23 protein-coding genes and 1 pseudogene are annotated in these 24,775 nt (G+C 46.8%); 10 read left to right on the forward strand and 14 right to left on the reverse strand.

Translation table 11 applies throughout. The annotated features are described in order from the left end of the window. The first annotated feature begins 106 nt into the window (after positions 1-106). Together AC56AD_RS00795 and AC56AD_RS00800 are read left to right on the forward strand one after the other, a co-directional pair. Positions 107-550, forward strand: a complete 444-nt coding sequence (locus tag AC56AD_RS00795; protein ID WP_012507006.1) for a DUF6978 family protein — start codon at positions 107-109, stop codon at positions 548-550. Continuing rightward, positions 547-1,314: a DUF1829 domain-containing protein gene (locus AC56AD_RS00800; RefSeq protein WP_012507007.1), complete on the forward strand. Its 768-nt coding sequence runs from the start codon at positions 547-549 to the stop codon at positions 1,312-1,314. Before AC56AD_RS00795 ends, AC56AD_RS00800 begins: the two co-directional genes overlap by 4 nt. A gap of 183 nt (positions 1,315-1,497) precedes the next feature. Here AC56AD_RS00800 and AC56AD_RS00805 read toward each other — a convergent pair. After that, positions 1,498-1,671 (reverse strand): annotated as a pseudogene (locus AC56AD_RS00805) (tRNA ligase subunit PheS family protein); the annotation flags it as partial. 125 nt (positions 1,672-1,796) lie between these two features. On the opposite strand from AC56AD_RS00805, the gene AC56AD_RS00810 reads away from it, so the two are divergent. Next, positions 1,797-2,183 carry a macro domain-containing protein gene (locus AC56AD_RS00810; protein ID WP_223293944.1) on the forward strand — a complete coding sequence of 129 codons (387 nt, stop codon included), beginning with the start codon at positions 1,797-1,799 and terminating at the stop codon, positions 2,181-2,183. Continuing rightward, the gene (locus AC56AD_RS00815; protein WP_498983935.1) at positions 2,143-2,571 is read left to right on the forward strand and encodes a hypothetical protein; all 429 of its coding nucleotides are present in this window, start codon (positions 2,143-2,145) and stop codon (positions 2,569-2,571) included. Before AC56AD_RS00810 ends, AC56AD_RS00815 begins: the two co-directional genes overlap by 41 nt. Positions 2,572-2,584: 13 nt before the next feature. Here the strand turns inward: AC56AD_RS00815 and pheS are convergent, their stop codons facing one another. From pheS to AC56AD_RS00860, 9 genes are all read right to left on the reverse strand, one after another. Beyond that, the gene (gene pheS / locus AC56AD_RS00820) at positions 2,585-3,613 is read right to left on the reverse strand and encodes a phenylalanine--tRNA ligase subunit alpha (protein ID WP_012507008.1); all 1,029 of its coding nucleotides are present in this window, start codon (positions 3,611-3,613) and stop codon (positions 2,585-2,587) included. Between the two features lie 18 nt (positions 3,614-3,631). Next, complete coding sequence (rplT, locus tag AC56AD_RS00825; RefSeq protein ID WP_012507009.1) at positions 3,632-3,979, reverse strand: 50S ribosomal protein L20; 348 nt, start codon at positions 3,977-3,979, stop codon at positions 3,632-3,634. 26 nt (positions 3,980-4,005) lie between these two features. Beyond that, positions 4,006-4,200, reverse strand: a complete 195-nt coding sequence (gene rpmI / locus AC56AD_RS00830; protein ID WP_012507010.1) for a 50S ribosomal protein L35 — start codon at positions 4,198-4,200, stop codon at positions 4,006-4,008. 49 nt (positions 4,201-4,249) lie between these two features. After that, positions 4,250-4,882, reverse strand: a complete 633-nt coding sequence (infC, locus tag AC56AD_RS00835) for a translation initiation factor IF-3 (protein ID WP_012507011.1) — start codon at positions 4,880-4,882, stop codon at positions 4,250-4,252. A gap of 23 nt (positions 4,883-4,905) precedes the next feature. After that, positions 4,906-6,879 (reverse strand): threonine--tRNA ligase, encoded by a 1,974-nt coding sequence (thrS, locus tag AC56AD_RS00840; RefSeq protein WP_012507012.1) that lies wholly within the window; start codon positions 6,877-6,879, stop codon positions 4,906-4,908. Between the two features lie 177 nt (positions 6,880-7,056). Next, entirely contained in the window at positions 7,057-8,463 is a 1,407-nt protein-coding gene (gene bchZ / locus AC56AD_RS00845; protein WP_012507013.1) for a chlorophyllide a reductase subunit Z, read from the reverse strand. Between the two features lie 22 nt (positions 8,464-8,485). Then, the gene (locus AC56AD_RS00850; RefSeq protein ID WP_012507014.1) at positions 8,486-10,261 is read right to left on the reverse strand and encodes a glycoside hydrolase family 3 protein; all 1,776 of its coding nucleotides are present in this window, start codon (positions 10,259-10,261) and stop codon (positions 8,486-8,488) included. A 23-nt stretch (positions 10,262-10,284) separates the two neighbouring features. Beyond that, on the reverse strand, positions 10,285-11,733 hold the full coding sequence (gcvPB, locus tag AC56AD_RS00855) for an aminomethyl-transferring glycine dehydrogenase subunit GcvPB (RefSeq protein ID WP_012507015.1): 1,449 nt from the start codon (positions 11,731-11,733) through the stop codon (positions 10,285-10,287). Positions 11,734-11,846: 113 nt separating this feature from the next. Continuing rightward, positions 11,847-12,032 carry a hypothetical protein gene (locus AC56AD_RS00860; RefSeq protein ID WP_499052184.1) on the reverse strand — a complete coding sequence of 62 codons (186 nt, stop codon included), beginning with the start codon at positions 12,030-12,032 and terminating at the stop codon, positions 11,847-11,849. Between the two features lie 147 nt (positions 12,033-12,179). Here AC56AD_RS00860 and AC56AD_RS00865 point away from each other — a divergent pair, with 147 nt between their 5' ends. The 3 genes from AC56AD_RS00865 (at position 12,180) to AC56AD_RS00875 (ending at position 13,554) form a co-directional block, all read left to right on the forward strand. Continuing rightward, complete coding sequence (locus tag AC56AD_RS00865) at positions 12,180-12,833, forward strand: DUF1016 N-terminal domain-containing protein (protein ID WP_012507017.1); 654 nt, start codon at positions 12,180-12,182, stop codon at positions 12,831-12,833. A gap of 93 nt (positions 12,834-12,926) precedes the next feature. Further along, a complete protein-coding gene (locus AC56AD_RS00870) occupies positions 12,927-13,271 on the forward strand; it encodes a type II toxin-antitoxin system prevent-host-death family antitoxin (protein WP_223293946.1) in 345 nt (114 codons plus the stop codon). A 112-nt stretch (positions 13,272-13,383) separates the two neighbouring features. After that, complete coding sequence (locus tag AC56AD_RS00875) at positions 13,384-13,554, forward strand: hypothetical protein (protein WP_190274052.1); 171 nt, start codon at positions 13,384-13,386, stop codon at positions 13,552-13,554. 447 nt (positions 13,555-14,001) lie between these two features. Here the strand turns inward: AC56AD_RS00875 and AC56AD_RS00880 are convergent. Further along, positions 14,002-15,218, reverse strand: a protein-coding gene (locus AC56AD_RS00880; protein WP_150085534.1) for an IS3 family transposase whose coding sequence is annotated in 2 segments (ribosomal slippage) — positions 14,002-14,942 and positions 14,942-15,218 — 1,218 coding nt in all. Because the reading frame shifts where the segments join, the coding sequence is not laid out codon by codon here. A 418-nt stretch (positions 15,219-15,636) separates the two neighbouring features. On the opposite strand from AC56AD_RS00880, the gene AC56AD_RS00885 reads away from it, so the two are divergent. The 3 genes from AC56AD_RS00885 (at position 15,637) to AC56AD_RS00895 (ending at position 16,745) form a co-directional block, all read left to right on the forward strand. Further along, positions 15,637-15,843: a hypothetical protein gene (locus tag AC56AD_RS00885; RefSeq protein ID WP_041526371.1), complete on the forward strand. Its 207-nt coding sequence runs from the start codon at positions 15,637-15,639 to the stop codon at positions 15,841-15,843. A 291-nt stretch (positions 15,844-16,134) separates the two neighbouring features. Further along, entirely contained in the window at positions 16,135-16,362 is a 228-nt protein-coding gene (locus AC56AD_RS00890; protein ID WP_012507020.1) for a type II toxin-antitoxin system Phd/YefM family antitoxin, read from the forward strand. 5 nt (positions 16,363-16,367) lie between these two features. Beyond that, positions 16,368-16,745 (forward strand): type II toxin-antitoxin system VapC family toxin, encoded by a 378-nt coding sequence (locus AC56AD_RS00895; RefSeq protein ID WP_012507021.1) that lies wholly within the window; start codon positions 16,368-16,370, stop codon positions 16,743-16,745. A gap of 241 nt (positions 16,746-16,986) precedes the next feature. On the opposite strand, the gene AC56AD_RS00900 is transcribed toward AC56AD_RS00895, so the two are convergent. The 3 genes from AC56AD_RS00900 to AC56AD_RS00910 all read right to left on the reverse strand — a co-directional run bounded on the left by AC56AD_RS00900 (position 16,987) and on the right by AC56AD_RS00910 (position 24,549). Continuing rightward, the gene (locus AC56AD_RS00900) at positions 16,987-19,107 is read right to left on the reverse strand and encodes a DEAD/DEAH box helicase (RefSeq protein WP_083765340.1); all 2,121 of its coding nucleotides are present in this window, start codon (positions 19,105-19,107) and stop codon (positions 16,987-16,989) included. A gap of 64 nt (positions 19,108-19,171) precedes the next feature. Continuing rightward, the gene (locus tag AC56AD_RS00905) at positions 19,172-20,518 is read right to left on the reverse strand and encodes an ATP-binding protein (RefSeq protein WP_012507023.1); all 1,347 of its coding nucleotides are present in this window, start codon (positions 20,516-20,518) and stop codon (positions 19,172-19,174) included. Beyond that, positions 20,515-24,549, reverse strand: coding sequence for a TerB N-terminal domain-containing protein (locus tag AC56AD_RS00910; protein WP_012507024.1), 4,035 nt, complete (start codon positions 24,547-24,549; stop codon positions 20,515-20,517). The genes AC56AD_RS00905 and AC56AD_RS00910 overlap by 4 nt, the downstream gene beginning before the upstream one ends. Positions 24,550-24,775: the final 226 nt, after the last annotated feature.

Raw genomic sequence — 24,775 nt, forward strand, 5'->3', positions numbered from 1 at the left:
AGCGTGATGAAAAAATCGGGCTACTGTTTTCCCTCGTTTCAAGCTCACAAAACCGACAAGAATTGTGTATTATTCCGGAGATTAAAAAAATATTCACAGAGTGCGGATGAGTTTTATTTTGGTGCAGCAGGAAGCCGATGCGTTACTTGCTATGGAAAAGCATTATACAGGGGCTGAAAGGTTCACTTTTCCAAGTCTTGACGGGGCATTGCGAATTTCGTTGCATTCTGAGGCTATGCGTGAGGAGTTTAACCTTGACATTACCCGTGGTCGTATTGAGTTGAAAAAAAACACCTTTCAACTTCGGGCACAAAGAGCCATTGTTCTTGCGCGCATTGATATTGGAGGTGCACCACACAGAAATCCAGATGGAGAGGAAATGCCTTGCCCACATCTTCATGTTTATCGAGAAGGTCACGGGGATAAATGGGCGATTCCATTACCGATCCAATTCTCAAACAGCAAGAATGCCTGGCAAATTTTATATGAGTTTATGGATTATTGCACGGTGATTACCAAACCGATTATTCTTCAGGAGTTATTCACATGATTGGTGAAATCAACACATTGCTCGAAAAATATACGCAGTGGCTCAAAGACAAAACGATTGCAAAACAGATTTGCGCAGACTGGGTCGAAATAACCACTCCTTACATTGACCGCCATAACGATTGTTTGCAGATCTATGCACGAAAAGAAGGAGCTGGCTATATGCTTACCGATGACGGGTACACCATGAGTGATCTTGTCAGTTCTGGTTGCCAACTTGACAGTCCAAAACGTCAGGATCTGCTTAAAACCACTTTGGCGGGTTTTGGTGTGCAGCTTGACCGTGATCAACTGATCGTTCATACAACGCCCGAAAACTTTTCGCTAAAAAAGCACACCATCATTCAGGCAATGCTGGCGGTAAACGATCTGTTTTATCTGGCTTCGCCATTCGTTGCAAGCCTTTTTGTTGAAGATGTAACCAATTGGTTTGAGCTGTCGGATATTCGATACACCCCAAAGATAAAATTTACAGGCAAGAGCGGTTATGACCACATGTTCGATTTTGTGATACCAAAATCAAGGAAACAGCCTGAGCGGCTTGTTCAGGCAATAGCAAACCCGAGGAAGGAATCTGCAGAAGCACTCGTTTTTAAATGGCTTGATACAAAAGAGACCAGGGCATCCGATTCCCAGCTTTATGTTTTTCTCAACGATACAGGCTCCATTGTATCATCATCGGTGGTTGATGCTTTGAAAAATTACGATCTGAAACCTCTTCTTTGGTCAGAGAGAGAAAACTATCGGGATGATTTGGCTGCATAGTGCATAACGATGAAAAGAGGCATAGGCAGGGCGCGGTGCATAATGGTCAGGGTATTTGGAGATCTAACAGCACCTTAAGACAGGTATTGGAAAAGAATGAACCCGTTTCTGAAGGCTCGTATTGATAAGGAAGCGCACTATGTATGACGAATATAATGCAATAGAGGCGTTTGTGGAAGATTGTATGCCGCAGCTGCACATGACGTTTGGGTAAACCATGCCGCAGCCCATGATTTCGAGCCAGCCTGATTTTTTGCAGACTTTGTATCCCTTCCCACCGCAGAGGTAGCAGGTGACGCCCACTTCGGCTGTTGGTTTGGTGAAGTGGAAAAAGCTTGGACGGAACCGGAGTTTGACGCAGATGAAGCAGGCGTTCACCTTGCTGGTACTTTCTGTACCGGGTCAGATTCTGGTGTTTTGTATATCGTTACAAGTTCAGTTTAAAGCCTGAATGGTATTATTGATAAACGTTGGGAGCATACATGATCGAATTCAGGAAAGGAAACATACTGGCAGCAGATGCCGAAGCTTTGGTCAACACGGTCAACTGTGTTGGCGTTATGGGGCGAGGTATTGCTCTTCAGTTCAAGAACGTTTTCCCTGAGAATTTCAAATCTTATGCTGCGGCCTGCAAGCGTAATGAGGTCATGCCCGGAAACATGTTTGTTTTTGAGACAGGTGCATTGACCAATCCTCTCTACATCATCAATTTTCCAACCAAACGCCACTGGAAAGGCAAAAGCCGTATCGAGGATATTGAGGATGGGCTTGTTGCTTTGGCTGAAGAGGTCAAGGCAAGGAATATCCGCTCAATTGCCGTTCCTGCGCTTGGGAGTGGGTTCAAAAGGCCCTTATGGTCCTTATGCTGAAAACCTTCGGCACGTTTTACATGCTATCGAAGGGCATTTGGTTTCTGGTTATGATGATGGTGGGGATAAACCCGACAAGCAATTGACGTTGGTGCCTGGCGCTCTTGATGATGCTCTCTTGTTTCTCAAGGAGAAGGATACCTCCAATACTCAAGAACATTTTGACAGGGTATGTAACCTTGTTGAAGGCTTCGAGTCACCTTTCGGGCTTGAGTTGTTGGCCACAGTGCATTGGGTGGTAAAAAACGAACCAGTTCGGATTGTCGATGATGTTATTACGAGTGTCTATGCCTGGAATGAGAAAAAGAGACAGTTCTTCACACGTCAGATCAGACTTGCACTTGACGTCCTGAAAAAAAAGGGATGGATTGAGTTGTCACCAAATTAAGGCGATCCCTCTCTTACGCCGTAAACTGCTTCAGCATCCTCAAATCATTCTCAAACAGCAACCTGATATCGTCAATCTTGTACCTGAGCAGCACCGTGCGGTCAACACCCATGCCGAAGGCGTAGCCTGACCACTCTTCGGGGTCTATGCCGCAGTTGCGCATGACGTTGGGATGAACCATGCCGCAGCCCATGATTTCGAGCCAGCCTGATTTTTTGCAGACTTTGCATCCCTTGCCACCGCAGAGGTAGCAGGTGACGTCCACTTCGGCTGATGGTTCAGTGAAGGGGAAAAAGCTTGGGCGGAACCGGAGTTTGACGTCGGTGCCGAACATCTGTTTTGCGAAGGAGTAGATGGTGGCTTTGAGATCGGCGAAGGAGACCTTCTTGTCGATGTAGAGCCCTTCGAGCTGGTGGAAGACGCAGTAGCTTCGGGAGCTGATGGCTTCGTTGCGGTAGACCTTTCCTGGGCAGATGACCCGTATGGGTGGTTTCTGGTCGAGCATGACCCTGATCTGCACGGGGGAGGTGTGGGTTCTGAGAAGCACGTCCGAGCCGGGGTTGCCGCTGGTGACAAAAAAGGTGTCCTGCATGTCGCGTGCCGGATGGTCGGGCGGAAAGTTGAGCAGGTCGAAGTTGTACTGATCGGTCTCAAGTTCGGGGCCGGTTGCAATGCCGAATCCCATGGCTGAGAAGATCGATTTCATTTCACCAAGCACCTTCTGTACCGGATGTTCGCTGCCGGTGAAGTAGCGTCGTCCGGGAAGGGTGAGGTCAATTCTATTGCTGCTGCTCTTGCTTTCGGTTCCGGCAAGCCTCTCCTCTGCTTCGGTGAGCTTTGCATCAGCCGTCTGCTTGAGCTGGTTGAGCAACTGGCCCATTCGCGGTTTTTCAGCAGGTTCAACCGTTTTGAGTTGGCCGAAAAGGGCTGCAATGAGTCCTTTCCGAACGGTGTACCTGAGGCGGAAAGCTTCGAGATCGGCCGCTGTGGTAATCTCAAAGTCAATGATCTCCTGCTGTAAACTGCGAATGGTGTTTTCCATTATGACCGGTGTAACATCTTATTCGAAAAGGCTTTTAACAATCACGGTGAATGCTGCGGGATCTTTTACGGCGATCTCGGCAAGTGCCTTGCGGTCGATTTCGACGTTCTTCTTCAGCATGGCGTTGATCATGCGGGAGTAGGTGGTGCCGTTGAGGCGTGCAGCGGCGTTGATACGCATGATCCAGAGCGAACGGAAGGTGCGTTTTTTGACGCGACGGTCACGGTAGGCGTACTGTTCTGCTTTATCGACCGCATGTTTGACGACGGTCAGAATATTGCCGCGTGATCCCCAGAACCCTTTGGCTTTTTTGAGTACTCTTTTTCTCCGTGCTTTTGAGGCGACGGCATTATTTGCTTTAGGCATCGTTGTGTCGAGTTAATGTTAAAAATTTAGGCCTGTATCATCCGTTTGATCTGCTTTGCCTTCAACCCTTCAAGCAGTGCTGTCTGGTGGAGACGGCGGCAGCGTTTGCTGTTCTTTTTCTCAAGGTTGTGTGAGCCATTCATGCGTTCACGCTTGATTTTTCCGGATGATGTTGTCTTAAACCGTTTGCATGCTCCACGGTGGGATTTCATTTTAGGCATGATACGTCCTTTATTTTTTGAATATAAATTGCTCGAATTTCTTCTGTGATTACTCTTCTGTCAGATCCTCAGGCGCCAATGGAGCCAGTGGGGCTGCAGACGGCTGATTTGTTTTTGCCTTGATGCGTTCGTAGGCATCTATTTTCTTCTTGTCGGGCTCGAAATAGACGAAGAGTTTCTTTCCTTCGAATTTCGGGTCGCCGTCACGGGTGCTGACAATGCTGAGCCGCTCGGTCAGGCGTTCTGCCAGTTCAAGTCCCTTGTCTTTGTAGATAATGGAGCGTCCAAGAAAGACGATGGTGGCCCTGACCCGGTTGCCTTTGCGCAGAAACTCTTCAAGGTGTGCGCTCTTGAAGTCGAAGTCATGCTTGTCGGTGTTCGGGTGAAACCGCAGCTCCTTGAGGGTGGTGGTCTTCTGCTTTTTCTTCAGATCCTTGTCCCTCTTGTCCATTTTATAGAGTAACCTGCCGAGGTTGTCGAATTTGCAAACCGGAGGTTCGGCGTTCGGCTGTACTTCGATCAGGTCTTGATTGCGCTCTTCGGCTACCCGCTTGGCGTCAATGGTTTTCATCACCTCCTGTGTTCCGTCCGGAAAAATAATGCGGACTTCCGGAACACGGATCTGCTCATTGACCCGATAGGTGAGTTTCGGCTTTTGAGTCGTAACCTTTTGTTTCTTCATGCGTTCAGGTTTGTTTTAGATAGTCAGGATTTTCCGGTGATCTCTGTCTTGAGTTTTTCGATCAGTCCGCTTACGCTGAATCGCCCTTCATCACCGATGCGATGACGGCGTAACGATACTTCGCCGCTCTCCTGCTCTTTTTGTCCGATGACAATCATGCAGGGGATTTTGCTCACTTCGGCGTCGCGGATTTTTTTGCCGATTTTTTCACTTCTGGTGTCAAGTTCGGCGCGGATTCCTGCTGCGAGGAGCGCCTGGTGTACGCTTTTTGCATAGTCGAGAACATCTTCGGCAATCGGGAGTACCACAGCCTGAACGGGTGCGAGCCAGAGGGGGAAGTTCCCTGCGGTGTGCTCGATGAGGACGCCGATAAAACGCTCCATGGAACCGAAGGGGGCACGGTGAATGACAACGGGGCGGTGTTTCTGGCCATCGCTTCCGGTATAGGTGAGGTCGAACCGTTCCGGCATGACATAGTCAACCTGGACGGTGCCGAGCTGCCACTTTCTGCCAAGGGCGTCACGCACGATAAAGTCAATTTTCGGGCCGTAGAAGCTTGCTTCGCCGACGCCGATAAAGTAGTCGATGCCCATGCGGTCGGCAGCCTCCTGTACATCTTTCTCGGCCTGTTCCCACACTTCGGCGGTACCACCATACTTTGCCTGGTTTTCCGGGTCGTGCATGGAGAGGCGGGTCTGCACCTCTGAAAAGCCGAGCGTTCCAAAGACAAACTGTGTCAGTTCAATGGCGCTGCAGATCTCGTCAACAAGCTGATCGGGGCGGCAGTAAATGTGCGAGTCATCCTGCGTAAATCCGCGTGCACGTACAAGACCATTGAGTTCTCCTGACTGCTCGTGGCGATAGACGGTTCCGAACTCCGTCAGGCGGAGGGGCAGATCGCGGTAACTGCGCATCTTTGAGCTGTAGATGAGGTGGTGGTGCGGGCAGTTCATCGGTTTAAGAAGATACTGCTCCTGCTTGCCCTCTTCATCGTGATAGGTCAGCGGCGGAAACTGCGAGTCGCTGTAGTAGGGATAGTGGCCTGAACGCTTGTAGAGTTCAATATTGCCGATATGCGGCGTATAGACGGGCAGATAGCCGCGTTTGCGCTGCTCCTCCTTGAGGAAGGTTTCAAGTTCATTGCGGATGATGGCCCCTTTCGGCAGCCAGATCGGCAGACCGCTTCCCACCTCAGGCGAAAGCATGAAGAGTTCCAGTTCGGCGCCGAGTTTGCGGTGGTCCCGTCGTTTAGCCTCTTCAAGCCGGGCAACATGCTCTTTCAGCAGCTTTTCGGATGGAAAGGTGATGCCATAAATGCGCTGCATGTTCTCGCGTGCAGAATCACCGCGCCAGTAGGAGGAGGAGATATTGCTGAGCAGAACAGCCTTCACTTTCGAGGTTGAGGGGATGTGCGGCCCGATGCAGAGGTCGGTAAAACCGTCCTGGTGATAGAGCGAAACCCTCTCCACCTCTTTCAGGGTATCTTCAAGAATCTCAACCTTGTAGGGGTCGTTCCGAACGGTTTTGAAAAACTCTATGGCGTCGGTGCGGCTCATCTCTTCGCGCCGGATCTGTATATCGCGCTTGCTGATCTCCAGCATTCTCTCTTCGATCTTGCGGAGATCTTCTTCGCGGAAGCGGTGCGTTGAGGCTACATCGTAGTAGAATCCCTGTTCGATGGAGGGGCCTGCGCCGAACTTGCTGCCGGGATAGAGCTCCTCAATGGCCTGCGCCATGAGATGACTTGAGCTGTGCCAGAAAATATCCTGTCCAGCAGGGGAGCTGAAGGTAATGATTTCTATTGCTGCATCAGCAGTAAGAGGTGTCGAGAGGTCAATCGCAACGCCATTGACCCTGAGTGCAAGGGCATCCTGTGCAAGTTTGCGTCCGATGGAGAGCGCAACGTCATTGCCGGTTGTGCCGATGGGAAAAGTTTTTACACTCCCGTCCGGAAGGGTAAGGGCTATTACAGCCAGTATATCCTGATTGTCAGACATTTATTTATTCCTGTCGTTTCATTCCATGCAAAGGATGTTTTTCCCTTGCCGGAAAATATCAATGCTGCCTCTTTCTGTTAGTACTGCCGGGTCGGGGGGGCTGCTCAGTTTAAAACTGTTTTCCCCGGTTCCGTAATGTGGACTTTAACGATACACATAAAATCAAAATAATCCAAATCAGTTGACCATTCCGAGCAGCTCCGGCGTGACGCACTCTTTCCCCTGTTTCAGGGTAAGCAGCTCCGCTTTGCGTTTCAGCTCTCGTCCATAGGAGATCTGGCTGATGAAAGGCGCTTTTTTGACCATTTCGTTCAGAAGGGCATTGGCTTCGCTGCTCCATGCAACCTTCTGTGCAGGCTCCTCAACGGCGGTGCGGCGGTTAAGGGGGAGAAAGTTAAAAAGCATATCGTAGAGGGCGTTGACAATTTCCTGCAAAAGGTAGACCGCTCCGCTGTGACCCATGAAGGGTGTGCCGAGCGCCCGGCGGACAATGGGGCCGGGGAAACCTGCCGGAATGAATCGTGTTTTGGAGTCAAGTTCCGCCAGATAGATTTTATCGACAATCCTTCCGAAGAGGAACTGCGGCTGTTTTTGCTGAATCTCATTGCGGACAAGGGTGTTGTCGGCCTCGGCGGTGTTGTGGCTGAAGAGGCACTGCATACCCATCTCTCCCGAAAGAAAGGTTTCAAGTCCGAGGGCATAGGTTTTGGCTGCTGTTGCGCCGAATCGAATGGTTGGAAACCACTCTGCCTGTGGCCCGCGCCAGAGATCCCATATGGGTTTCAGTGTGGTTTTTTTCTCTTTCAGCAAGAAGGCATCAGCCTCGTCCTCTTTTTTCAGGAGGCGTCCAAGGTCATGAATGAATTGTTCGGTTTCGCCGAGGCCGAAGGGGGCCTGGAGTACCGGGCGCCCAAGTTTTTCCGCCAGGGCATGGCCAAATTCATGGTACATCACCACAATCACGTCGGAATTTTTCAGGTCGGCAATATCGTGCAGGGAGCTTTCAAAGGGATAGACGTGCAGGAGCTCACCGCCGATTCCGGCAATCAGCCGCTTGATCTCGGCCAGATCGGAGGGGCTGTTGAAGCAACCGTAGGTCGGGCCGATAATGGAGACAGAACCGATTTTTACGGATGGGGGAGTGTTGTTGCCAAACGTATCATTGAGCCAAACCAAAGCACGGTCGCGTCCCTGCCACTCATTCTCTCCGAGTGAGTTTGAGGGGAAAAAACGGACATCAGGGTACTTCATCGTCAGCATTCGTTCATGGTCGCTGCCAATCATCTCGCTTTCGGCACTCGATACCAGAATCAGTTGCCGCCCGGGTGCCTGGAGCTTTTCGATGGTCTGGCGGACAATTTCCGAACTGCCTGAGGAGGCAATCTCCTTTTCGGTGAGGCTGGTCGGGGTAAGGTTTTCAAGGTAGGGCACGGCATCGGTATAGTCGATGACGGCGACACCCACCAGATTGTAGCAGCCGACCGGTGCATCGGCAATGACATGAACGTCCTGAAGTGAACAGAAGGTGTTGACTGCCGCCCAGTAGGCGCTTGCGGTCGATTCGTCCCGAATGGTTTTTCCCATGATAGTCAAGCAGCTTATCGTTTTATTGCAATGATGTTCCGTTCAAACGTGACGGCTCCTGCAGTGAAACAGGGAGCATTCCCTGGGGGGTAAGATTCCCCTTCAGTACCTCTACCGCCATCTCTTCAGATGAGTCGTTTTCGGAGTAGGTGCAGAGATAGGTGGTTATTTCAGGAAAATAGTTGATGATGTATGGGGTTCCAAACGATACAAAGATCAGGGGCTTCTCTTTTGGCACGATACCGGTCAGCGAGTGGATAAACTGCTGTTGCTTTTCCGTCAGTTTCAGGGTGCCAGAACCGGAGAGCGCCTTGACAAAGGAGGTGACGAGAACAGCCGACGCCCTGGTTGCAAGTTCAGTGGCGTTCGCGTAACGGAGAGAGTCGGTATCGGGGTCAATTCTGATATGCGTGGCGGCATAATAGTGATCGAGTTTTTTGCTGTATCCTTTTCCGGTTTCACTATTGGTTTTATCCTGCAGGATGATATTGAGCACATTGCCTGAGGAGGCCTCCCTGTTCAGGGGAAGGTAGTGGTTTGCGTCGCCAGCCAGCGTAATGGCTCGTGAGGTAATGGTTTGCGCAAGCGTGCGGTGAGATTCGGGGTTTATCTCATCTTTGATCCGGTTCAGATTGACAAGTTTCCGGTTGTCAATCTCAAGCCACTGTTTCGCCTGAAGGATTCTGCGTACCGATGCATCAATCTGTTCCATCGGAATAACGCCCTCTTCGACAGCTTTGACGATGGAGGAGTGGGCAAGCTCGGGATCGGGTGAAAAGAGGAGGAGGTCATTGCCAGCCTGAACAGCTTTTACAGAAATTTCCGGGACATTCTCGCCGTTGTAAAGCGCTTTCATGTTGAGGGCATCGGTAATGATCAGCCCGGTGAATCCAAGATCATGACGGAGCAGGTCGGTGACGATTGTTTTGGAAATGGAGGCGGGCTCCAGGGTGCCGGTCAGTTTCGGTACAGCAAGATGTCCGATCATAATAGAGATGACCCCCTGTTCTATGGCGGCTTTAAACGGTTTCAGTTCATAGGCATCCAGTTCCTGGCGGTCAGCCTGGAGGAGAGGGAGCGAGATATGGCTGTCGATGGTAACGTTACCATGCCCCGGAAAGTGTTTTGCGGTTGCAATCATACCGTGCGACTGAAGCCCTTTGATGACGGCATTGGACATGGTAATGGTCAGGGGTATACGGTCGCCGAACGAACGGGTATTGATGATGGGATTGAGCGGGTTGCTGTTCAGGTCAACCGTCGGGGCATAGTTCTGGTGGAGCCCGACAATTTTTGCCTCTTCCGCTATGGCTTTTGCCATCAGGGCGGCGAGTTCAGGATCCTGTGTTGCTGCCACAGCCATGTTTGGCGGGAATTCGGTAGCTCCGCTCAGCCGCATGGCGACACCCCGCTCCATATCGGCGCTCATAAGCAGAGGGCGTGGTGCAATCGACTGAAAATGGTTGGCGAGCATGGCCGCGCTGAAGGCATCACCCTTGAGGAACATAATGCCTCCGATCTTGCCCTCCTGCACCAGTCGGCTCAGAAGCTGGTACTCCTTGTCGTAACTGCCGCTGTAATGGGCCTCAATTTGGGCGATAAGCATCTCACCAACCTTTTCGGAGAGTGTCAAGCCTTTCAGGCTCTCTTCGATATGGGAATCTTTACGGCTGAAAATTTGCTGGGCGCACCACTTTTCCGTGCCCGGTTTTGATTTTGCTGATCCTGTCTCTCCTGCTGTCATCAACAGCAGGAGGATGAAAAGGGGAAAGAGAGCGAGTCGAGATTGTTTTTTCATGCATTGGCCCTGGGAGGCTGTTTTCAGAGTGAGCAGCAGATGTTTAACTGCCTTGAGGCCATAGCATCATCAAGCCGCTTGACCGGTGTTGTTACCGGGGCTGAGGTTACCAGAGCCGGATTGTTTGCGGCCTCATCGGCAATGCTGAGCAGCGCCTGGGCAAATACATCGAGCGTCTCTTTTGATTCCGTCTCCGTCGGCTCAATCATCAGCGCTTCGCTGACAATGAGCGGGAAGTAGATGGTCGGGGCATGAAAGCCGTAGTCGAGCAGCCTTTTTGCAATATCGAGCGTTTTGACGCCGTGCGCCTTTTTCTGTCGATCGCCCGAAAGGCAGAACTCGTGCATCACCGGTTTCGGGTAGGGCAGGTCGTAACTCTCAAGCAGCAGACTCAGCAGGTAGTTGGCATTGATAATGGCATTTTCCGAAACCCGTCGCAACCCGTCGGGGCCGAGCATCCGGATGTAGGTGTATGCCCTGACCAGCACGGCGAAGTTCCCATAGAAATTCATCATTCTGCCGATGCTTTCCGGACGGTCGTAGGAGAGCTTGTAGGTTGTTCCCTCTTTTACAATAACCGGTACCAGCAGGAAGGGAATAAGCTTTTCGCTGACGCCGACCGGGCCGCTTCCGGGGCCGCCGCCGCCGTGCGGTGCAGCAAAGGTTTTGTGCAGGTTGTAATGGACTACATCGAAGCCCATGTCGCCAGGACGGGTTATGCCGAGCAGGGCATTCATGTTTGCGCCATCCATATAGAGCAGGCTGCCGTTGTCGTGCACCATTTTGGAGATAGCGAGGATCTCTGTTTCAAAGAGTCCGATGGTGTTAGGGTTGGTCAGCATCAGTGCGGCCACATCACCGTCAAGCTTGCTTCGAAGGTCATCCAGATCGGTGCGTCCGTCGGCATTGCCTTTGACGGAGATAATATCGTACCCGGCCAGAGCGGCTGAGGCAGGGTTGGTGCCGTGTGCCGAATCGACCACAAGCAGCTTGTGCCGTTTTGAGCCAATCGACTCATGGTATTTCTTGATAAGCAGAATGCCGGTCAGCTCCCCGTGGGCGCCAGCCGCTGGTTGCAGCGTAACAGCCGCCATACCGGCAATTTCGCGCAGCATCTCGGCCAGTTCAAACATGAGCTGCAATGCACCCTGTGTTGTTTCGCCAGGCTGCAGGGGATGGAGGGCGCTGAACCCCGGAAGGTCACAGGTATAATCATTGATCTTGGGATTGTACTTCATCGTACAGCTTCCCAGCGGGTACATGTTCTTGTCAACGTGGTAGTTCAGGTTCGAGAGACGCACAAAGTGACGCACAACCTCGCTTTCGGCCACTTCGGGAAGCTCAGCAGGTGTCGTGCGCAGATATTTTGAAGGGATGATGTTCTCCAGCGGCTGTTCCGGTAACTCGTTTCCGGAGAGGCTGTATCCTTTGCGCCCTTTGCGGGAAAGTTCAAAAATCAGTTTTTCTCTCATTGGTTTGCTTCAAGAGTGGCTGTTGGTCTTTATGATCGACTGTTTTTTAATATAGAAGAAGGGGAAGAGAAGCTCAAGACAATCGGCAAAAAAAGAGAGGGGAACGTGGAATTTCAGTTTTCAAGACTCTTCTCAGCAGTGATTTTCGTCAAGCCTTTCTCAACGTCCTGAAGGAACCAATTGTCGTATTCTGCCACTTTCTGGGTTTTGGCGAGAGATACTGGTGTGCCGGTAACGGGTTTTCCTGCCAATTCCGTTATTGGAATTACCGATGTTGCGCTTATTCTGTTCGTTATCATGATCTTTTTCACCATCCAGTTATCAAGCTATTCATGGATGATGCGTATTATTTATTGAAATAACAAAATGGCTCGCGTTATAATGCAGTAACCACAATTTGTCCCACAGGCTGTGGGACTTTTCAAAATGCAACCATGGAGGTGCCTATGAATGAGCATGATCGGAGCCTCTCGGTGAATATCGATGTGTTGCTTGCTCAGTTGCGTACTCTGATTGCTGATGCTCGCAAAGATGCAAAGCGGACAGTGGATGTTATTCAGGTGCGTACCTGCTGGGAAATTGGTCGTCATATCGTGGAGTTTGAGCAAGGAGGGCAGGCACGCGCTGCTTATGGCAAAAAGCTGCTGTCTCGACTGGCAGAATCATTGACTGGTGAGTTTGGCAAGGGGTTTGATGCCACTAATTTGCGGCACATGCGCCGGTTTTATCTTGCTTTTCCAATTTGCGACACAGTGCGTCGCGAATTGAGCTGGTCGCATTATCGGGCACTGTTGCGTGTTGATAACCCCGAAGCAAGGCTTTGGTACGTGAATGAAGCAGCAGCGCAGAACTGGAGTTTTCGCGCACTCGATCGGCAGATTGGCACATTGTACTATGAGCGATTGCTGCTCAGCAATGACAAGGCCAGCGTGGAGGCTGAAGCCGAAGCCAATATCGCAGCACTGCCTCGTAGCCCCCGTGAGTTCGTGCGCGATCCTGTGATGCTCGAGTTTCTTGGCCTGCCTGGCACAGGCAAGCTGCTGGAGTCAAAGCTGGAGCAGGCACTGATGGATGTTGTTAGCTCAATGGCAAAGTATTAGAATAATTGTCCCGCCTCAAGAAAACATAATTGACTATACTCCGTTATCAAGTGTATACTACGGAATATAAACTTTCTATACGGAGGGATGAGAGTGAGAGCAACCGCAAAAGAGCTGAAATTCAACTCAAAAAAGCTCATATACTCTGTAAATAGGGGAGAGGGAGTTATCATTACTTTCCGGGGAAAACCCTGCGCCAAACTTTTTCCCTACCAGGAAATCAAAAAGCAAACCGAAAAAAATGAATTGTTCAGTCATTCCATGCAATTGGCAGATGCTTTAATTGGAGCTACAGCAATCGCTCATGGTCTTCCTGTTCTCACGGGAAACGATAAACACTACAAATGTAATGAAGGATCTTCAGATCAAGAAGTTTGTGCCATAGCAACATGGAAGCTACAACGAGTTGGCAGTCTATTTGACGGAGTTGGGGTATGAGTGAACAATTCGTAGGCGCGGGCAATAAAAAACCCCGGGATCGTCACCGACTCAAGGTCGGGAGAGGATTTCTCCGGGGACTGCACAAAGATATAGCGTTTAAGGATGGCACATGCAAGCAAATTTTTCAGATCAGCTTCGCCGAGCAATTTCGCATGAACGACTCGATGCCTATCGTAAACACGGTTCCAGCAAAGACGATGCAGAGAGTTGTTTGCGCATTACGCCTGGAACATGGTGTTATCCGAAAGCCTTTATACGCCGCTTCAGTGCCTGGAAGTAATCCTCAGAAACAGTGTTCACGATGCAGCCACAGCGCATTTCAAAACTGATAGATGGTTTGACCTGCCCGGCTTGCTGTCTCCGCAGGAAGTGAACAAAGTGCAAGAAGCCAAAAACACTCTTGTCAAAAGCAAAAAGCCGCTTGATGCAGGCAGGATCATCCCTGAATTAACCTTCGGTTTTTGGATAAGCCTTTTCGACGTGCGATATGAAAAAATTCTCTGGCCGTGGTTACTGAAACCGGTTGTCCCCAATATGTCGCGCCATATCAGAATTAGAGAGAATCTTTCCAAACGCCTCAATCGAGTCCGAACACTCAGAAACAGAATATTTCATCATGAACCAATCTGGCATTGGCGTGATCTCCAAAGTCAACACACTGAAGCTTGAAGTGGACCCCAACCGGTGGACAAAAAGTGGCTGAGTTTAAGTTGGTAACCTGACCTGTTCATGCAGCGGAAAGGCGCTGCCCCTCTTTTACCTTTAACTCTTCTGTCTGCTTGTTCTTGTTATACTTGTCAACTATTCTTGCACCACCTCCAACGGCTGTCCGGTAAACCTTATCTGGCGTACTGTAGCCCAACGACTGATGCTGCCTTTCAACGTTGAACAATACAAAATATTCCTTTAATCCGCACTGTAATTCTGCTGCGGTGGAGTAACCTTTGAGATATATATCCTCATATTTGACACTCCTCCAGAGTCGTTCGACAAAGATGTTGTCCAGTGCTCGGCCACGTCCATCCATGCTAATACTGATGGATGGGTGCTCCGTGAGCGCTCCGACAAAGGCGGCACTCGTAAACTGGGCGCCTTGATCGGTGTTGAAGATATCGGGTGTCCCGTATTTTCGTAACGCTTCTTGCAGACAGTCAACGCAAAAGGTGCTTTCCATCGAGTTCGATAATCGCCAGGAGAGTACTTTCCGGGAATACCAGTCGATGACTGCCACCAGATACATAAAGCCCTTTGGAAGGCGAATATAGGTGATGTCAGTCGACCAGACTTGGTTGGGTTTTGTGACATCAACTCCCCGCAAGAGATAGGGGTAGATCTTGTGCTCCGGATGCGGTTTGCTGGTGTTGGGGCCCGGTGCCATACCGGCCAGACCCAACCTTCGCATAAGCCGCTGAACCCGTTTCCGGTTGATCTGGTAACCCTCGCTACGAAGATAGTGCATGATTTTACGACTACCATAAAATGGATGCTTGGTGTACTCCTTGTCAATCAGTTCAAGCAACTGCAAGTCTTCTGCATCAGGAAACAACACGATAGACGGCAAATATATCGTCGAACGATTAACGGACACAAGGACGCATTGCTTTGCCACCGGCAATGGCTCTTTGTCGCTGACCCACCATCTGCGCACACTCATAGGGACAGTCCGGACTTTTTTTTAAGCCAATCCAGCTCGACCTTTAACCGCCCGATTTCCGTATAAAGCTTTTCAGGATCTGCAGCCGGTTCAACTGGTTTTGGACCCCGTTTGGCTTCAAACAAGCTTGATGCCTGTTCCTGCAACTCTTTCTTCCACTTACCGACCTGAACGGGGTGTACTCCAAATTCCTGACCGATTTCATTCAGCGTCTTGACCCCTTGAATAGCCTCAAGTGCCACCTTGGCCTTAAAGTCACTGCTGAAATTTTTTCGTGTCCTTTTTGTCATTACCTGCTCCTTTTTGGGGCAAGTTAACAACTTAAACCACTGTCTAAAATTCGGGGTCCACTATAGCTCTCGAAACCATTACATGGGTAAATCCAGCAATGATGGCATTTGTACAACCCTTCGACAGTTTTGAAAAGATTTACCAAAATGGTATCGGCAAGTACCGGAATACTCAGAGGCAATCAATGAGTGCGCTTTACCGTCTATTCAGTATGATGGCGTTCGTCGTCAAGCACTTACCGAAAACAGCAATAAACCGCACGGTTACGGGCCTATCAATCCGGCAAATTTTTCACCCTATCCCAAGAACCCTGTCATTGCCCGTTTTTTTCGTGAAATCGGACGTGCTGACGAACTTGGTTCCGGAATGAGAAAGTTGAAAAAATACGGTTAAGCTTACGGGGGAAGTGATCCGGTAATGATTGACGGTGACATTTTCCGGATAATTGTCAAATGCCCGGATTTTGAGACCAGTCCTGCTGAAAAAGTGGCGGGGAGAGAGCATACCCTTACAGTCGCCACTACAGTGGGGACGCTGCTTGCATTGCTGCAGAAAAACGGAGAGTATAGCTGTATGGATATTCGCCAGGCACTGGTTAGAGACAACAATCGTGTCGCCTTGTAGTGCTCTGGATTTACGCAGGTACAGACCGATTCCAAAGAGTCTCCGGTGTAATATCAAGATTTCCTTGCCAAACAGAGGTGCTTGCCAGAGTCAGTGAGGAGCAGATGGTTGAGGTTCATACCTTCATAAGCTGAAGGATGGGGTGGCAGTGCAGGCTCATGATTAATGTCTTTTTTGGGTAGATGTGTTTTGATGGGCTGAACTTGTTTGTTATACTGCAAAAAGACAGTTTTGAACTCAAGGGCAAAATGTATACTTCGGAATATAAACTTTCTATACTGAGGGATGAGAATGAGAGCAACCGCAAAAGAGCTGAAATTCAACTCAAAAAAGCTCATAGACTCTGTAAATAGGGGAGAGGAAGTTATCATTACCTTCCGGGGGAAACCCTGCGCCAAACTTGTTCCCTACCAGGAAATCAAAAATCAAACCGAAAAAAATGAATTGTTCGGAATGTGGGAAGATAACGACATGGTAAACAATGTTGATGAGTATGTCCGAGGTCTAAGAGAAGGATGATTCTGATGGTTATTGACTCTGACGTCCTTATTTGGTATATGCGAGGGAATGAAAAAGCATATCAGCTCATTGAAAACTCATACAATTTTTTCATATCGGTCATTACCTATATGGAACTGGTTCAGGGAATGAGAAACAAACAAGAGTTAATCAAGCTTCGTAAAGCACTCAATGCATGGAATGCACAAATTCTGTATGTCTCTGAAGAGATATCTGCAAAAGCAATGTTTTACGTGGAACAACATTTTCTCAGTCATTCCATGCAACTGGCAGATGCTTTAATTGGAGCTACAGCAATCGCTCATGGTCTTACTGTTCTCACGGGAAACGATAAACACTACAAAGTAATGAAGGATTTTCACATAAAGAAGTTTGTGCCATAAGCGGTTAACAAATGGTGAGTAGACCAGAGGAATCTCACCTTTTGTTGATCGCTTAGCAACATGGGAGCAACAATGAGCTGGCAGAGTATTTTAAGGAGTTGAATTTTGCAACAAGCTGTTGCAAAATTACCGGAGCGGGCCTTGCTTGAGGGTATTCCCTGGGGTCATCACTGCATGTTGATATTTTTATATTCGTGCATACGAATCGGTTTTCTTCGGATGTTGTCGCGTACTGGTTATTCTACATTATCGATGTTAACACTTTAAACGCGCCTTCGGCATCGAATTTTGAGGCAGCATAGTCAGCACTCAATAATTCATCCGTCAAGAAGTTGTCATATTTTTCTGTCGCTTTATTGGCGACTGATCGGGCAAGCTCATAAGCATCTGGCACACCCTCTTTTAACAATGCTCTCAAGCAGCTCTGAAGTTTATTTGGTGATACACTGGAAATCTCTATTGCAATCCCGTAATTATTTGCTGTCAATCCTTTTGACCTGAGCATAGCTACCAAAGTATCTAAAATTTTGTCGCCCATCCAACAGAAGAGATACGTTTCATTTCCTTGAATGAGTATCTTTTTATTGGATAATGAAAGTCGGTCAAAAGCCTCTCTTGCTTCTCCCAACAGTTCTTTTGCCTGAGCATCAAGAAATATCGGTATACCTTTTTCCGTGTAGACGGCAAACATTTCCTTCCGAATCTGATCATGAACTCTGCCTGCTTGCCCATCGAATTGAGGAAGTTTTTTTCCTGTTGCCGGCTTTAGTGAAATTACTTTTTTTTGTGCATCTACGTCTAAAACCGTCCATCGTCTTCCACCGAAAATGAGCAAAGAGTTGACTTCGACGGGACGGTCAAGGGGAAGTGTTCCAAGTGTTCGATCGCCGGTTAGGAGGCGATATTCCTCTGGAGTTGTGAATGCTGCGTAAAAAGAATAGTGGTTAACAATGCGTTCTCCCAATTGACCGTGCAGCAATAATCCATCACTTGCTTGCATGATGAGGCGCTGGTTGCCGAGGGTTCTCAATAAATCCACAAACATCTGTTGCCCGATTTCCTGAAACGCTCCGTTTTTGCAGAGTAAATTATATGCTTGTACCGCAGTTATTCCGCCATACTGAGCTATCAGGGAGAGTAGTTGCTGTACCATCGTCGAGAGGTGCAGCCCGCCGGATGGAGGTGGCTCGTACCACTTTTCAAGCAAAAGCCTTACCATAGCAATTGTCTGTATCAGATTGGAACGAAGGCAAGCCAGGGGTTTGGAGCTTATGGTAACTTCATTTTCCTGAATGTATATCCTTAGAATTGCAGGGTCACCATCTTTTCTTCCCGAACGGCCAAGTCGTTGACGCAAGCTTGCAACAGAGGGAGGTACACCTATCTGAGCAATACTGATCACGCTACCAATATCAATACCCATTTCGAGAGTCGATGTGCAGACGATGTTAACGGGATGTGATTTATCCTTTATTGCAGCTTCGGCTTCTTCGCGAAGTCCTTTTGCAAGGTTCCCGTGGTGTGGCCAAAATTCATTAGGAAGATGTTGTTCTTCGCATTTATTTCGAAGTAAATCCGAAAAATTTTCTACCTGCTCCCGGCTGTTAGGAAAGATAAGGTTGCTTTTTCCCCGGAGGGTCTTAAAAAGGTCTTCTCCTATTTCGAGGCTGCTGCCATCAGGCGGCACCTCCTCGGTCTCTTCGATCGGATGCAGCAGTGGAGCTTTGTTGACATATCCTCTCAAAAGAAGCTGAAGTTCCTGTCCCGTAGCGTTTGAGACAATTATCACAGTTTTTGCTTCTGTTTCGGGGCGCAGGAATCGTGAGGCTAGGTGCATGTCCCCAATGGTTGCGCTCAATCCTATTCTTGGTATTTTTCGCTTGATGGCAAATTCGATACGATGAAGCAAAGATTGCAATTGTTGGCCTCGTTCAGAACCTATAAAGGAGTGAAGCTCGTCAATGACGATGTAAAGAAGATTGTTGAAAATCTGTGGAACAGCACTGCCATGGTTAACAAAAAGGGCTTCAACAGATTCAGGCGTAATCAAGAGGATCCCTGTTGGTTTTTTGAGGAACTTTCCTTTTTTGCTTACAGAAACATCTCCATGCCAAGGATGAACAGGAATATCAAGTCGTTCACACAACTGTTCCATTCGGGAAAATTGATCATTGATGAGTGCCTTCAATGGGCTGATATAGAGGACAGAGGCATTTTGACACTCCTTCGCAAGAAGCTTTGAGCAGATTGGAAGAAATGCCGCTTCCGTCTTGCCTGTGGCTGTCGCCGCAGCAATAATAACATCGGTATTTCCGGCAAGTATGGGTGCTATTGCCCGTTCCTGTGCATCTCGCAGTGTCATCCATTTCTGTTCCCAGATCCAGCGCTGAATCTTTTCATCGAGCAGGAAAAATGCCTGTGATTCGTCAGAGTTTAAAGGATGCAAGGCTCGCCTCGTCGTCAATTATGGTTGTTGGTGAAATCGATGTGTTGAAGGAGCTACTCTCTTCAGGAATAAAGTCGAAATCAGGGTTGGTATCAGGCTTAATCTCCACAGTTCCAAGAATCTCTTGCAATGTGGTATGCTGGTTTTGTTCAAGAACTGAAAGAAGGTTTACAAAACTGGTAATCGTATTTCTTGGTGTCCGAAAATAGGCATCACCAATTCTTTTCGAGCAATGTTCCATGAATGCTTTCAGCCCCTCATCAGAAATTAGATATTCCGGTGAATTTCCGTAGGCAAAGACATGCCGTATCTTTACCAGCAGAATAAAGAAGTCTTCAGGACTGAGGTTGCTGAGACGCAAAACAGGGCCACTATAATCTACCAGCCCTTTAACAGCGAAGGAGTTTTCAGCAAGGCGTGATTGAAGCGCTGGATAGCTGAACAGCCCTTTGCGGGGATCCATAAGAAAATCAGGGGTACCGCCCATGATGAACCCGAGTCCGCCAGCCGTTCCTTGCAACGAATCGTTTAATATTCGAAGAATCTGTTCGTAGTTTGAGTTTCTTGCCTGCACATTTGATAGCTTGTAGAGATTTACCAGTTCATCAAGGCAAATCAGCATTCCATTAAATCCGGCAAGTCTCACAAACCGGGATATCAGTTTGAGGTGGTCATAGAAGCTACCATCATCAATAATTGTCCTCACTCCGAGAGCATTACGGGCATCTGTTTTTGTTGTGAATTCAGCTCGGAGCCATCGTATTGCATCTGCCTTTAATTGCTCATTTCCGGTGTCATGCCCTTTCCAGTAAGCGGCTATAACATGAGCGAAATCATAACCTCCGACCATTTCCGATAGAAACTCAAGTTTCTGGTGAATAACTGATTCAGGATTATTCCCAGATATTTTTGAATCTTTCAGTGCTTCAGTAATGAATCGTTCAACAATGGTTGGCATGGCACCTCCGCCCGGCTTGGTGCGGGTTGATATATTGCGCATCAATTCAGCATATAATGAGCGAGCCTGTCCACCGGTTGCATGTAGCCTTCTGTCCGGATTCAAGTCAGCATGTGCTGTGACCAATCGTTTCTCAAGAGCTATCGCCCTGACAAGATTCAGAAAAAAAGTTTTGCCGGAGCCGTATTCACCTATGACAAAGCGGATCCCGGAACCATTATCAGCAATCCGCTCAATATCTTTGATGAGCGCTGCGATTTCGTTCACTCGACCAACCTGGATGAGGTGCTGGCCAAGACGCGGGACAACTCCTGCGCGTAGTGACTGAATGATTGCGTCTCGCTCTTTTGGTCGAATTGCTGTTGTCATACATTGATCTCCTTGGCAAATTGTGCGTTGATAATTATTGGGTCATCACCTTCAAAGAACATATCTCCAAAGTGATCAAATGATGCGTCGTTTATGCTTTCGAGTGTTCCATCCAGCATCAAGCTGTGGTCGGCTGCAAGTTTTTCCAGTTCGACTCTCGTCCACATGAGCTTGCACGCGAGCTCTTTCATAAATGCAAATGATTTAGGATCAAGTCCAGTAATGGGAACGTCTGTTCTCCTTGCTTCCGACATTAATGTTGTTATCTGCTCATGTTCATTTTCAGAGAAAATATCATTCAGAATTGAGGATATAGTATTGGTCTCTGCATGGATTGTTTTTATTTTGTCCATATCAAGAGAAATACCATTAGATATTTTTGGTGAAGCAGAGATTGAATACTCTGGTAAAGTCTCGAAATCCGAAGTCTTAACGACGACAGGTTCGATAGCCGCAGTATGGGCCTGACTGTAAAGACTCTGTGCATCAAGACCAAGCATGGCATATATCTGCGTAAGAATTTTTATTTCCATTACGTCAATATAGCCGTCCGCCTGAGCAATACAAACAAGAAATTTCCCAAGTGATTCTCTCTGTTCCTGTTTAAGTAACTCTATTCTTTTCTTGACATTATTAATGCCAGGGAAGGAAGAAAGAAGGAATAATAAATGAGCCTTCAGTCTTGTTTTCTCATCTGAAGAGAGGTGTAAGCAAACTTCAAGATGTTTCTCCAACTGTTGCTTTTCGCTTATATTCACAGTACCATCAGAAGTGGCAACGGCAGAGGCCAAATGGAGAACAAGAGTTGAAGCAGAATACTCAGCAGAGGGTATATTAGGCGCATTATCACTGATTTTGAAAAGAACGATATTGTTTTCTTGTTTGGAGAAAAAGTTGCCGAAGCGAGGGTCAGGCTCAATACCAAAGTTTATCTTGCCAAGAAAATTGGCAACGGTTATCACTTCTGTCTTGCCAAAACAGTTCTGATTTATTGGTGGTATTAGTTCTAAAATTGATTGAAAAGAGACCTGCACTGGAGTATCAGAAAGACTTTGCTGTTCCAGCCAGGTTGTCAGTTTTTGAAATTTTGTTGCTACATATTTTTTTACAAGGAGTTTAGGTAGAAGCGACATCGCTTCAAGAGAATTATTGCTATCCGGATTACGCCCAAGAAAGCGGCTATAATCTTCAAGTTTATCAGTACATTCATTTACGAGATCTCTTATTTTTTCTGATTCCTCAGAAACATTAGTCACATCAGGAAGATCCGCAATCGGGATTGTGACATCTTTATCAAACAGAGGACTGGCAGGGTGATATGTCGCATGGAGCTTTTTTTTATTTGGTATTAACAGCATACCCGCGTTAAACTTTTCGGTATACTGAAGTTTGAACAGGTCAAGAAATTCAAGCTTGCAACGTTTAACAGGCGTTTTTTTTTGAATTGATGGATCATTTATTACCCATGCTAAAGCCCACTCTGCAGGGAGTGGAACCTTATCGGCAGCCATTTGTCCAAGTGCAACCTTAAAGATTAAGGGCTGTTTCCAAGAGTATGACTCAAGCGATGGTTCAGTCTGATAAAAAGAAACTCCCCCTCGAATAATCTGCAAAATATCCAGAAAATTATTGGCGTACTGACGAAATGAAGCATTGTTTTTATATACAGTCAGAAGTCGTTGAACTTCTTCGATAATGACTGGTAAATCGTCAACTGCTGAAAAAGCATTATCAAGCAAAACCCGTCTCTCCAAGCCATAAAAGAAAAGAAAAACGTAACCAATATTTGCCATTGGTTCTTTCCTTCCTGTGGAGAGCCAGTCGAGATATGCTGCTCGATGTGTGGCGTGTATTTGTGAGTAATTTGGCCAATACCTCATATTATTACTATTAATATCAGAATTTGCCTTTTCAACTGGCAGAGAGATGTCAATAAGAGATGGTTCTTCTTGTGACTTTGTAATAGATTTTAAAGCAGTCCCAAAATAAAGAAGACCGTCAGGAATTGTATACCCAGAATGTTCAATAGCTTTTCCAAAGGGAACCCATAATTCATCTGTAGATATTATCTTTTTTGTTAAAGATTTTGAGGAGATGGCATTGGCCACTGTATGGGTTGCTTCGTTTTCATTCATCTCAAGAGAAATGCCTTCCGCTATTATTTGCTGAGCGGGGATTGAATACCCTGAAGATGGCAAAAAATCAGTGGTTTGAATTGCTATAGGTTCTACAGCAATTTCATGCGTATGACTGGGAATAGTCAGTGCATCAAGACCCAGCATTGTATATAGTCGAGTAAAATTTTTTATTTTAGTTATGTCAGTGCATCCGTTTAACTTTGCGATGCCAACAAGGAATTTCCATAGTGATTCTTTTTGACTTTGATCGATTATCGCTATGTTTTTTTTGATATCATTAATGCTGAAGGTCTGAGCGGAAGTCTTTATAAACAATGTATGAGCCTGTAGTCTGATTATTTCATCTGAAGAGAGGTGCGGCAAAATTTCAAGCAGTTGCTTCCAATTTTGTTTTTCGCTGATGTGTACAGTTGTTTCAGTAAGGGCAAAGGCCGAGGCTAAATGGAGGCTGAGTGTAGCAACGGAGTATTCCGATGAAGGGAGCTTTGGAGTATTTTCGCTGATTCTGAAAAGAACTACGTTGTGCTCTGGATTCGGGATAAAGTCGCTGAAGCGAGAATCGGGTTCGATCCCTATATTTATTGATTCAAGAAGATTTGCAATATCTATTGCCTCTTTTTCACTAATAGTCAATTTTTTTATTGACATATGCCATAACAATGAAGCAAAAGAGACTAAAATCGGAGCATCAAAAGTAATTATTCTTTCAAACCAATGCTCCAATTTTATTAATTCTTGTTCAATATTATTTTTTAAAAATGATGAAGGTAGATTTGATGAAGCATCAATAGAATTATTATTAATAAAGCGTCTATACGCATCGAGTTTATCTGCACTGGTATTTACTATCCCTGTTGTTTCTGGGGATTTTGTTGTATTTTCTGACGGTGTAGGTGCATAACCTTGATTGGGTGAATCCTGAGACACCGTTTGCATTTCTTTAAAACGCATTGTGCTGAAAATTGACTGCATATAAGATCTTATTGTTTCTTTAAGCAGTGTTGCTATCTGTAACTTTATTGCTGCAATTTCCTTTGTGTTTTGTGTCTGTACTAAAATTTCTGCATCTATTGTTGATTTTAATTTGGCTGGAGTTGATTTTTCTGTTTTGATTAGAGTCTCAAATTTGTTCTCAGTAAGCGGCGTTGTAAGTTCTTTTGTACCATATTTTGCTGTAATCGCTTTGCTGGATTGTGTGATTTTATTTTTATCTGCTATAATATTTATATCAGTCTCATACTTAATACTCGGTAATAGGGTTGCTGAATGGACTTGTTTTTTAGTAAGCAGATTCCATTGCTCCTCCTCTATATAGTCATCTTTTGCCTTCTTTATTAGGTCGAAACGTGCCTGAGTATTGGGCATACCATTTTCCGAAGCCAGTTGGGTTAATCGTAATGCTTCATCATAATCCTGTTCCACGCCAGCACCGGCATAATACATCCAGCCAAGATTATATTGCGCTGTAGGGTGCCCATGATTGGCAGCTAAACGGTACCATTTTACAGCCTCGGTGTTATCTTGTGGAATACCTTGGCCATTAGCAAAATAGCCGCAGTCATATATCATGCCAAGCTCATATTCAGCTTGCGCATCACCATCTTCAGCTTTGCATCGGATAGATGTTAAATCTTTTATTTCTTTATGTGATTTCGTGGTATTAGAAATGATGATTTCGCCTTGATTTGGATAGGACTTGGAATCGTTTATATGATTTTGCGCATGCAAATGTAAAGATTGAGAATATTGGATCTTTTTAATTGCTTTAATAATGCTCCAGATTACGATAGCGGAAATGCTCATAAAAACAAACACATGCCAATACGTTTTAATTAGAGCAAAAGCAATAATAAATACTATAAGAATTCGTCCGGTTGTTAATTTATTCCCCATAATCTTTTATTATTCAGAATAACTCAATGTTAAAATATTTCGTCGAACCAGTGTTAAGACTTATTCAAAGGTCATAATTTTTATTGCTAATCAAAAAGTTATTATTTGTAAAATATAGGTTTTAAATTGTTTACTTGTATGTGCTTATAGCGGATTTTGCCGTCAACATCAACGAAAAAAATATAAAGCCATTCGAGATTTCTTTAATAGTTGCTTTTGCAAAATG

The sequence above is a fragment of the Pelodictyon clathratiforme genome, from assembly GCF_982375515.1.

What these genes read in the sequence shown, in the direction of transcription:
- AC56AD_RS00795 (WP_012507006.1), top strand. Translation starts at nt 107, where the DNA reads ATGAGTTTTATTTTGGTGCAGCAGGAAGCCGATGCGTTACTTGCTATG.
- AC56AD_RS00800 (WP_012507007.1), top strand. Translation starts at nt 547, where the DNA reads ATGATTGGTGAAATCAACACATTGCTCGAAAAATATACGCAGTGGCTC.
- AC56AD_RS00810 (WP_223293944.1), top strand. Translation starts at nt 1,797, where the DNA reads ATGATCGAATTCAGGAAAGGAAACATACTGGCAGCAGATGCCGAAGCT.
- pheS (WP_012507008.1), bottom strand. Translation starts at nt 3,613, where the DNA reads ATGGAAAACACCATTCGCAGTTTACAGCAGGAGATCATTGACTTTGAG.
- rplT (WP_012507009.1), bottom strand. Translation starts at nt 3,979, where the DNA reads ATGCCTAAAGCAAATAATGCCGTCGCCTCAAAAGCACGGAGAAAAAGA.
- rpmI (WP_012507010.1), bottom strand. Translation starts at nt 4,200, where the DNA reads ATGCCTAAAATGAAATCCCACCGTGGAGCATGCAAACGGTTTAAGACA.
- infC (WP_012507011.1), bottom strand. Translation starts at nt 4,882, where the DNA reads ATGAAGAAACAAAAGGTTACGACTCAAAAGCCGAAACTCACCTATCGG.
- thrS (WP_012507012.1), bottom strand. Translation starts at nt 6,879, where the DNA reads ATGTCTGACAATCAGGATATACTGGCTGTAATAGCCCTTACCCTTCCG.
- bchZ (WP_012507013.1), bottom strand. Translation starts at nt 8,463, where the DNA reads ATGGGAAAAACCATTCGGGACGAATCGACCGCAAGCGCCTACTGGGCG.
- AC56AD_RS00850 (WP_012507014.1), bottom strand. Translation starts at nt 10,261, where the DNA reads ATGAAAAAACAATCTCGACTCGCTCTCTTTCCCCTTTTCATCCTCCTG.
- gcvPB (WP_012507015.1), bottom strand. Translation starts at nt 11,733, where the DNA reads ATGAGAGAAAAACTGATTTTTGAACTTTCCCGCAAAGGGCGCAAAGGA.
- AC56AD_RS00860 (WP_499052184.1), bottom strand. Translation starts at nt 12,032, where the DNA reads ATGATAACGAACAGAATAAGCGCAACATCGGTAATTCCAATAACGGAA.
- AC56AD_RS00865 (WP_012507017.1), top strand. Translation starts at nt 12,180, where the DNA reads ATGAATGAGCATGATCGGAGCCTCTCGGTGAATATCGATGTGTTGCTT.
- AC56AD_RS00875 (WP_190274052.1), top strand. Translation starts at nt 13,384, where the DNA reads ATGCAAGCAAATTTTTCAGATCAGCTTCGCCGAGCAATTTCGCATGAA.
- AC56AD_RS00885 (WP_041526371.1), top strand. Translation starts at nt 15,637, where the DNA reads ATGATTGACGGTGACATTTTCCGGATAATTGTCAAATGCCCGGATTTT.
- AC56AD_RS00890 (WP_012507020.1), top strand. Translation starts at nt 16,135, where the DNA reads ATGAGAGCAACCGCAAAAGAGCTGAAATTCAACTCAAAAAAGCTCATA.
- AC56AD_RS00895 (WP_012507021.1), top strand. Translation starts at nt 16,368, where the DNA reads ATGGTTATTGACTCTGACGTCCTTATTTGGTATATGCGAGGGAATGAA.
- AC56AD_RS00900 (WP_083765340.1), bottom strand. Translation starts at nt 19,107, where the DNA reads ATGACACTGCGAGATGCACAGGAACGGGCAATAGCACCCATACTTGCC.
- AC56AD_RS00905 (WP_012507023.1), bottom strand. Translation starts at nt 20,518, where the DNA reads ATGACAACAGCAATTCGACCAAAAGAGCGAGACGCAATCATTCAGTCA.
- AC56AD_RS00910 (WP_012507024.1), bottom strand. Translation starts at nt 24,549, where the DNA reads ATGGGGAATAAATTAACAACCGGACGAATTCTTATAGTATTTATTATT.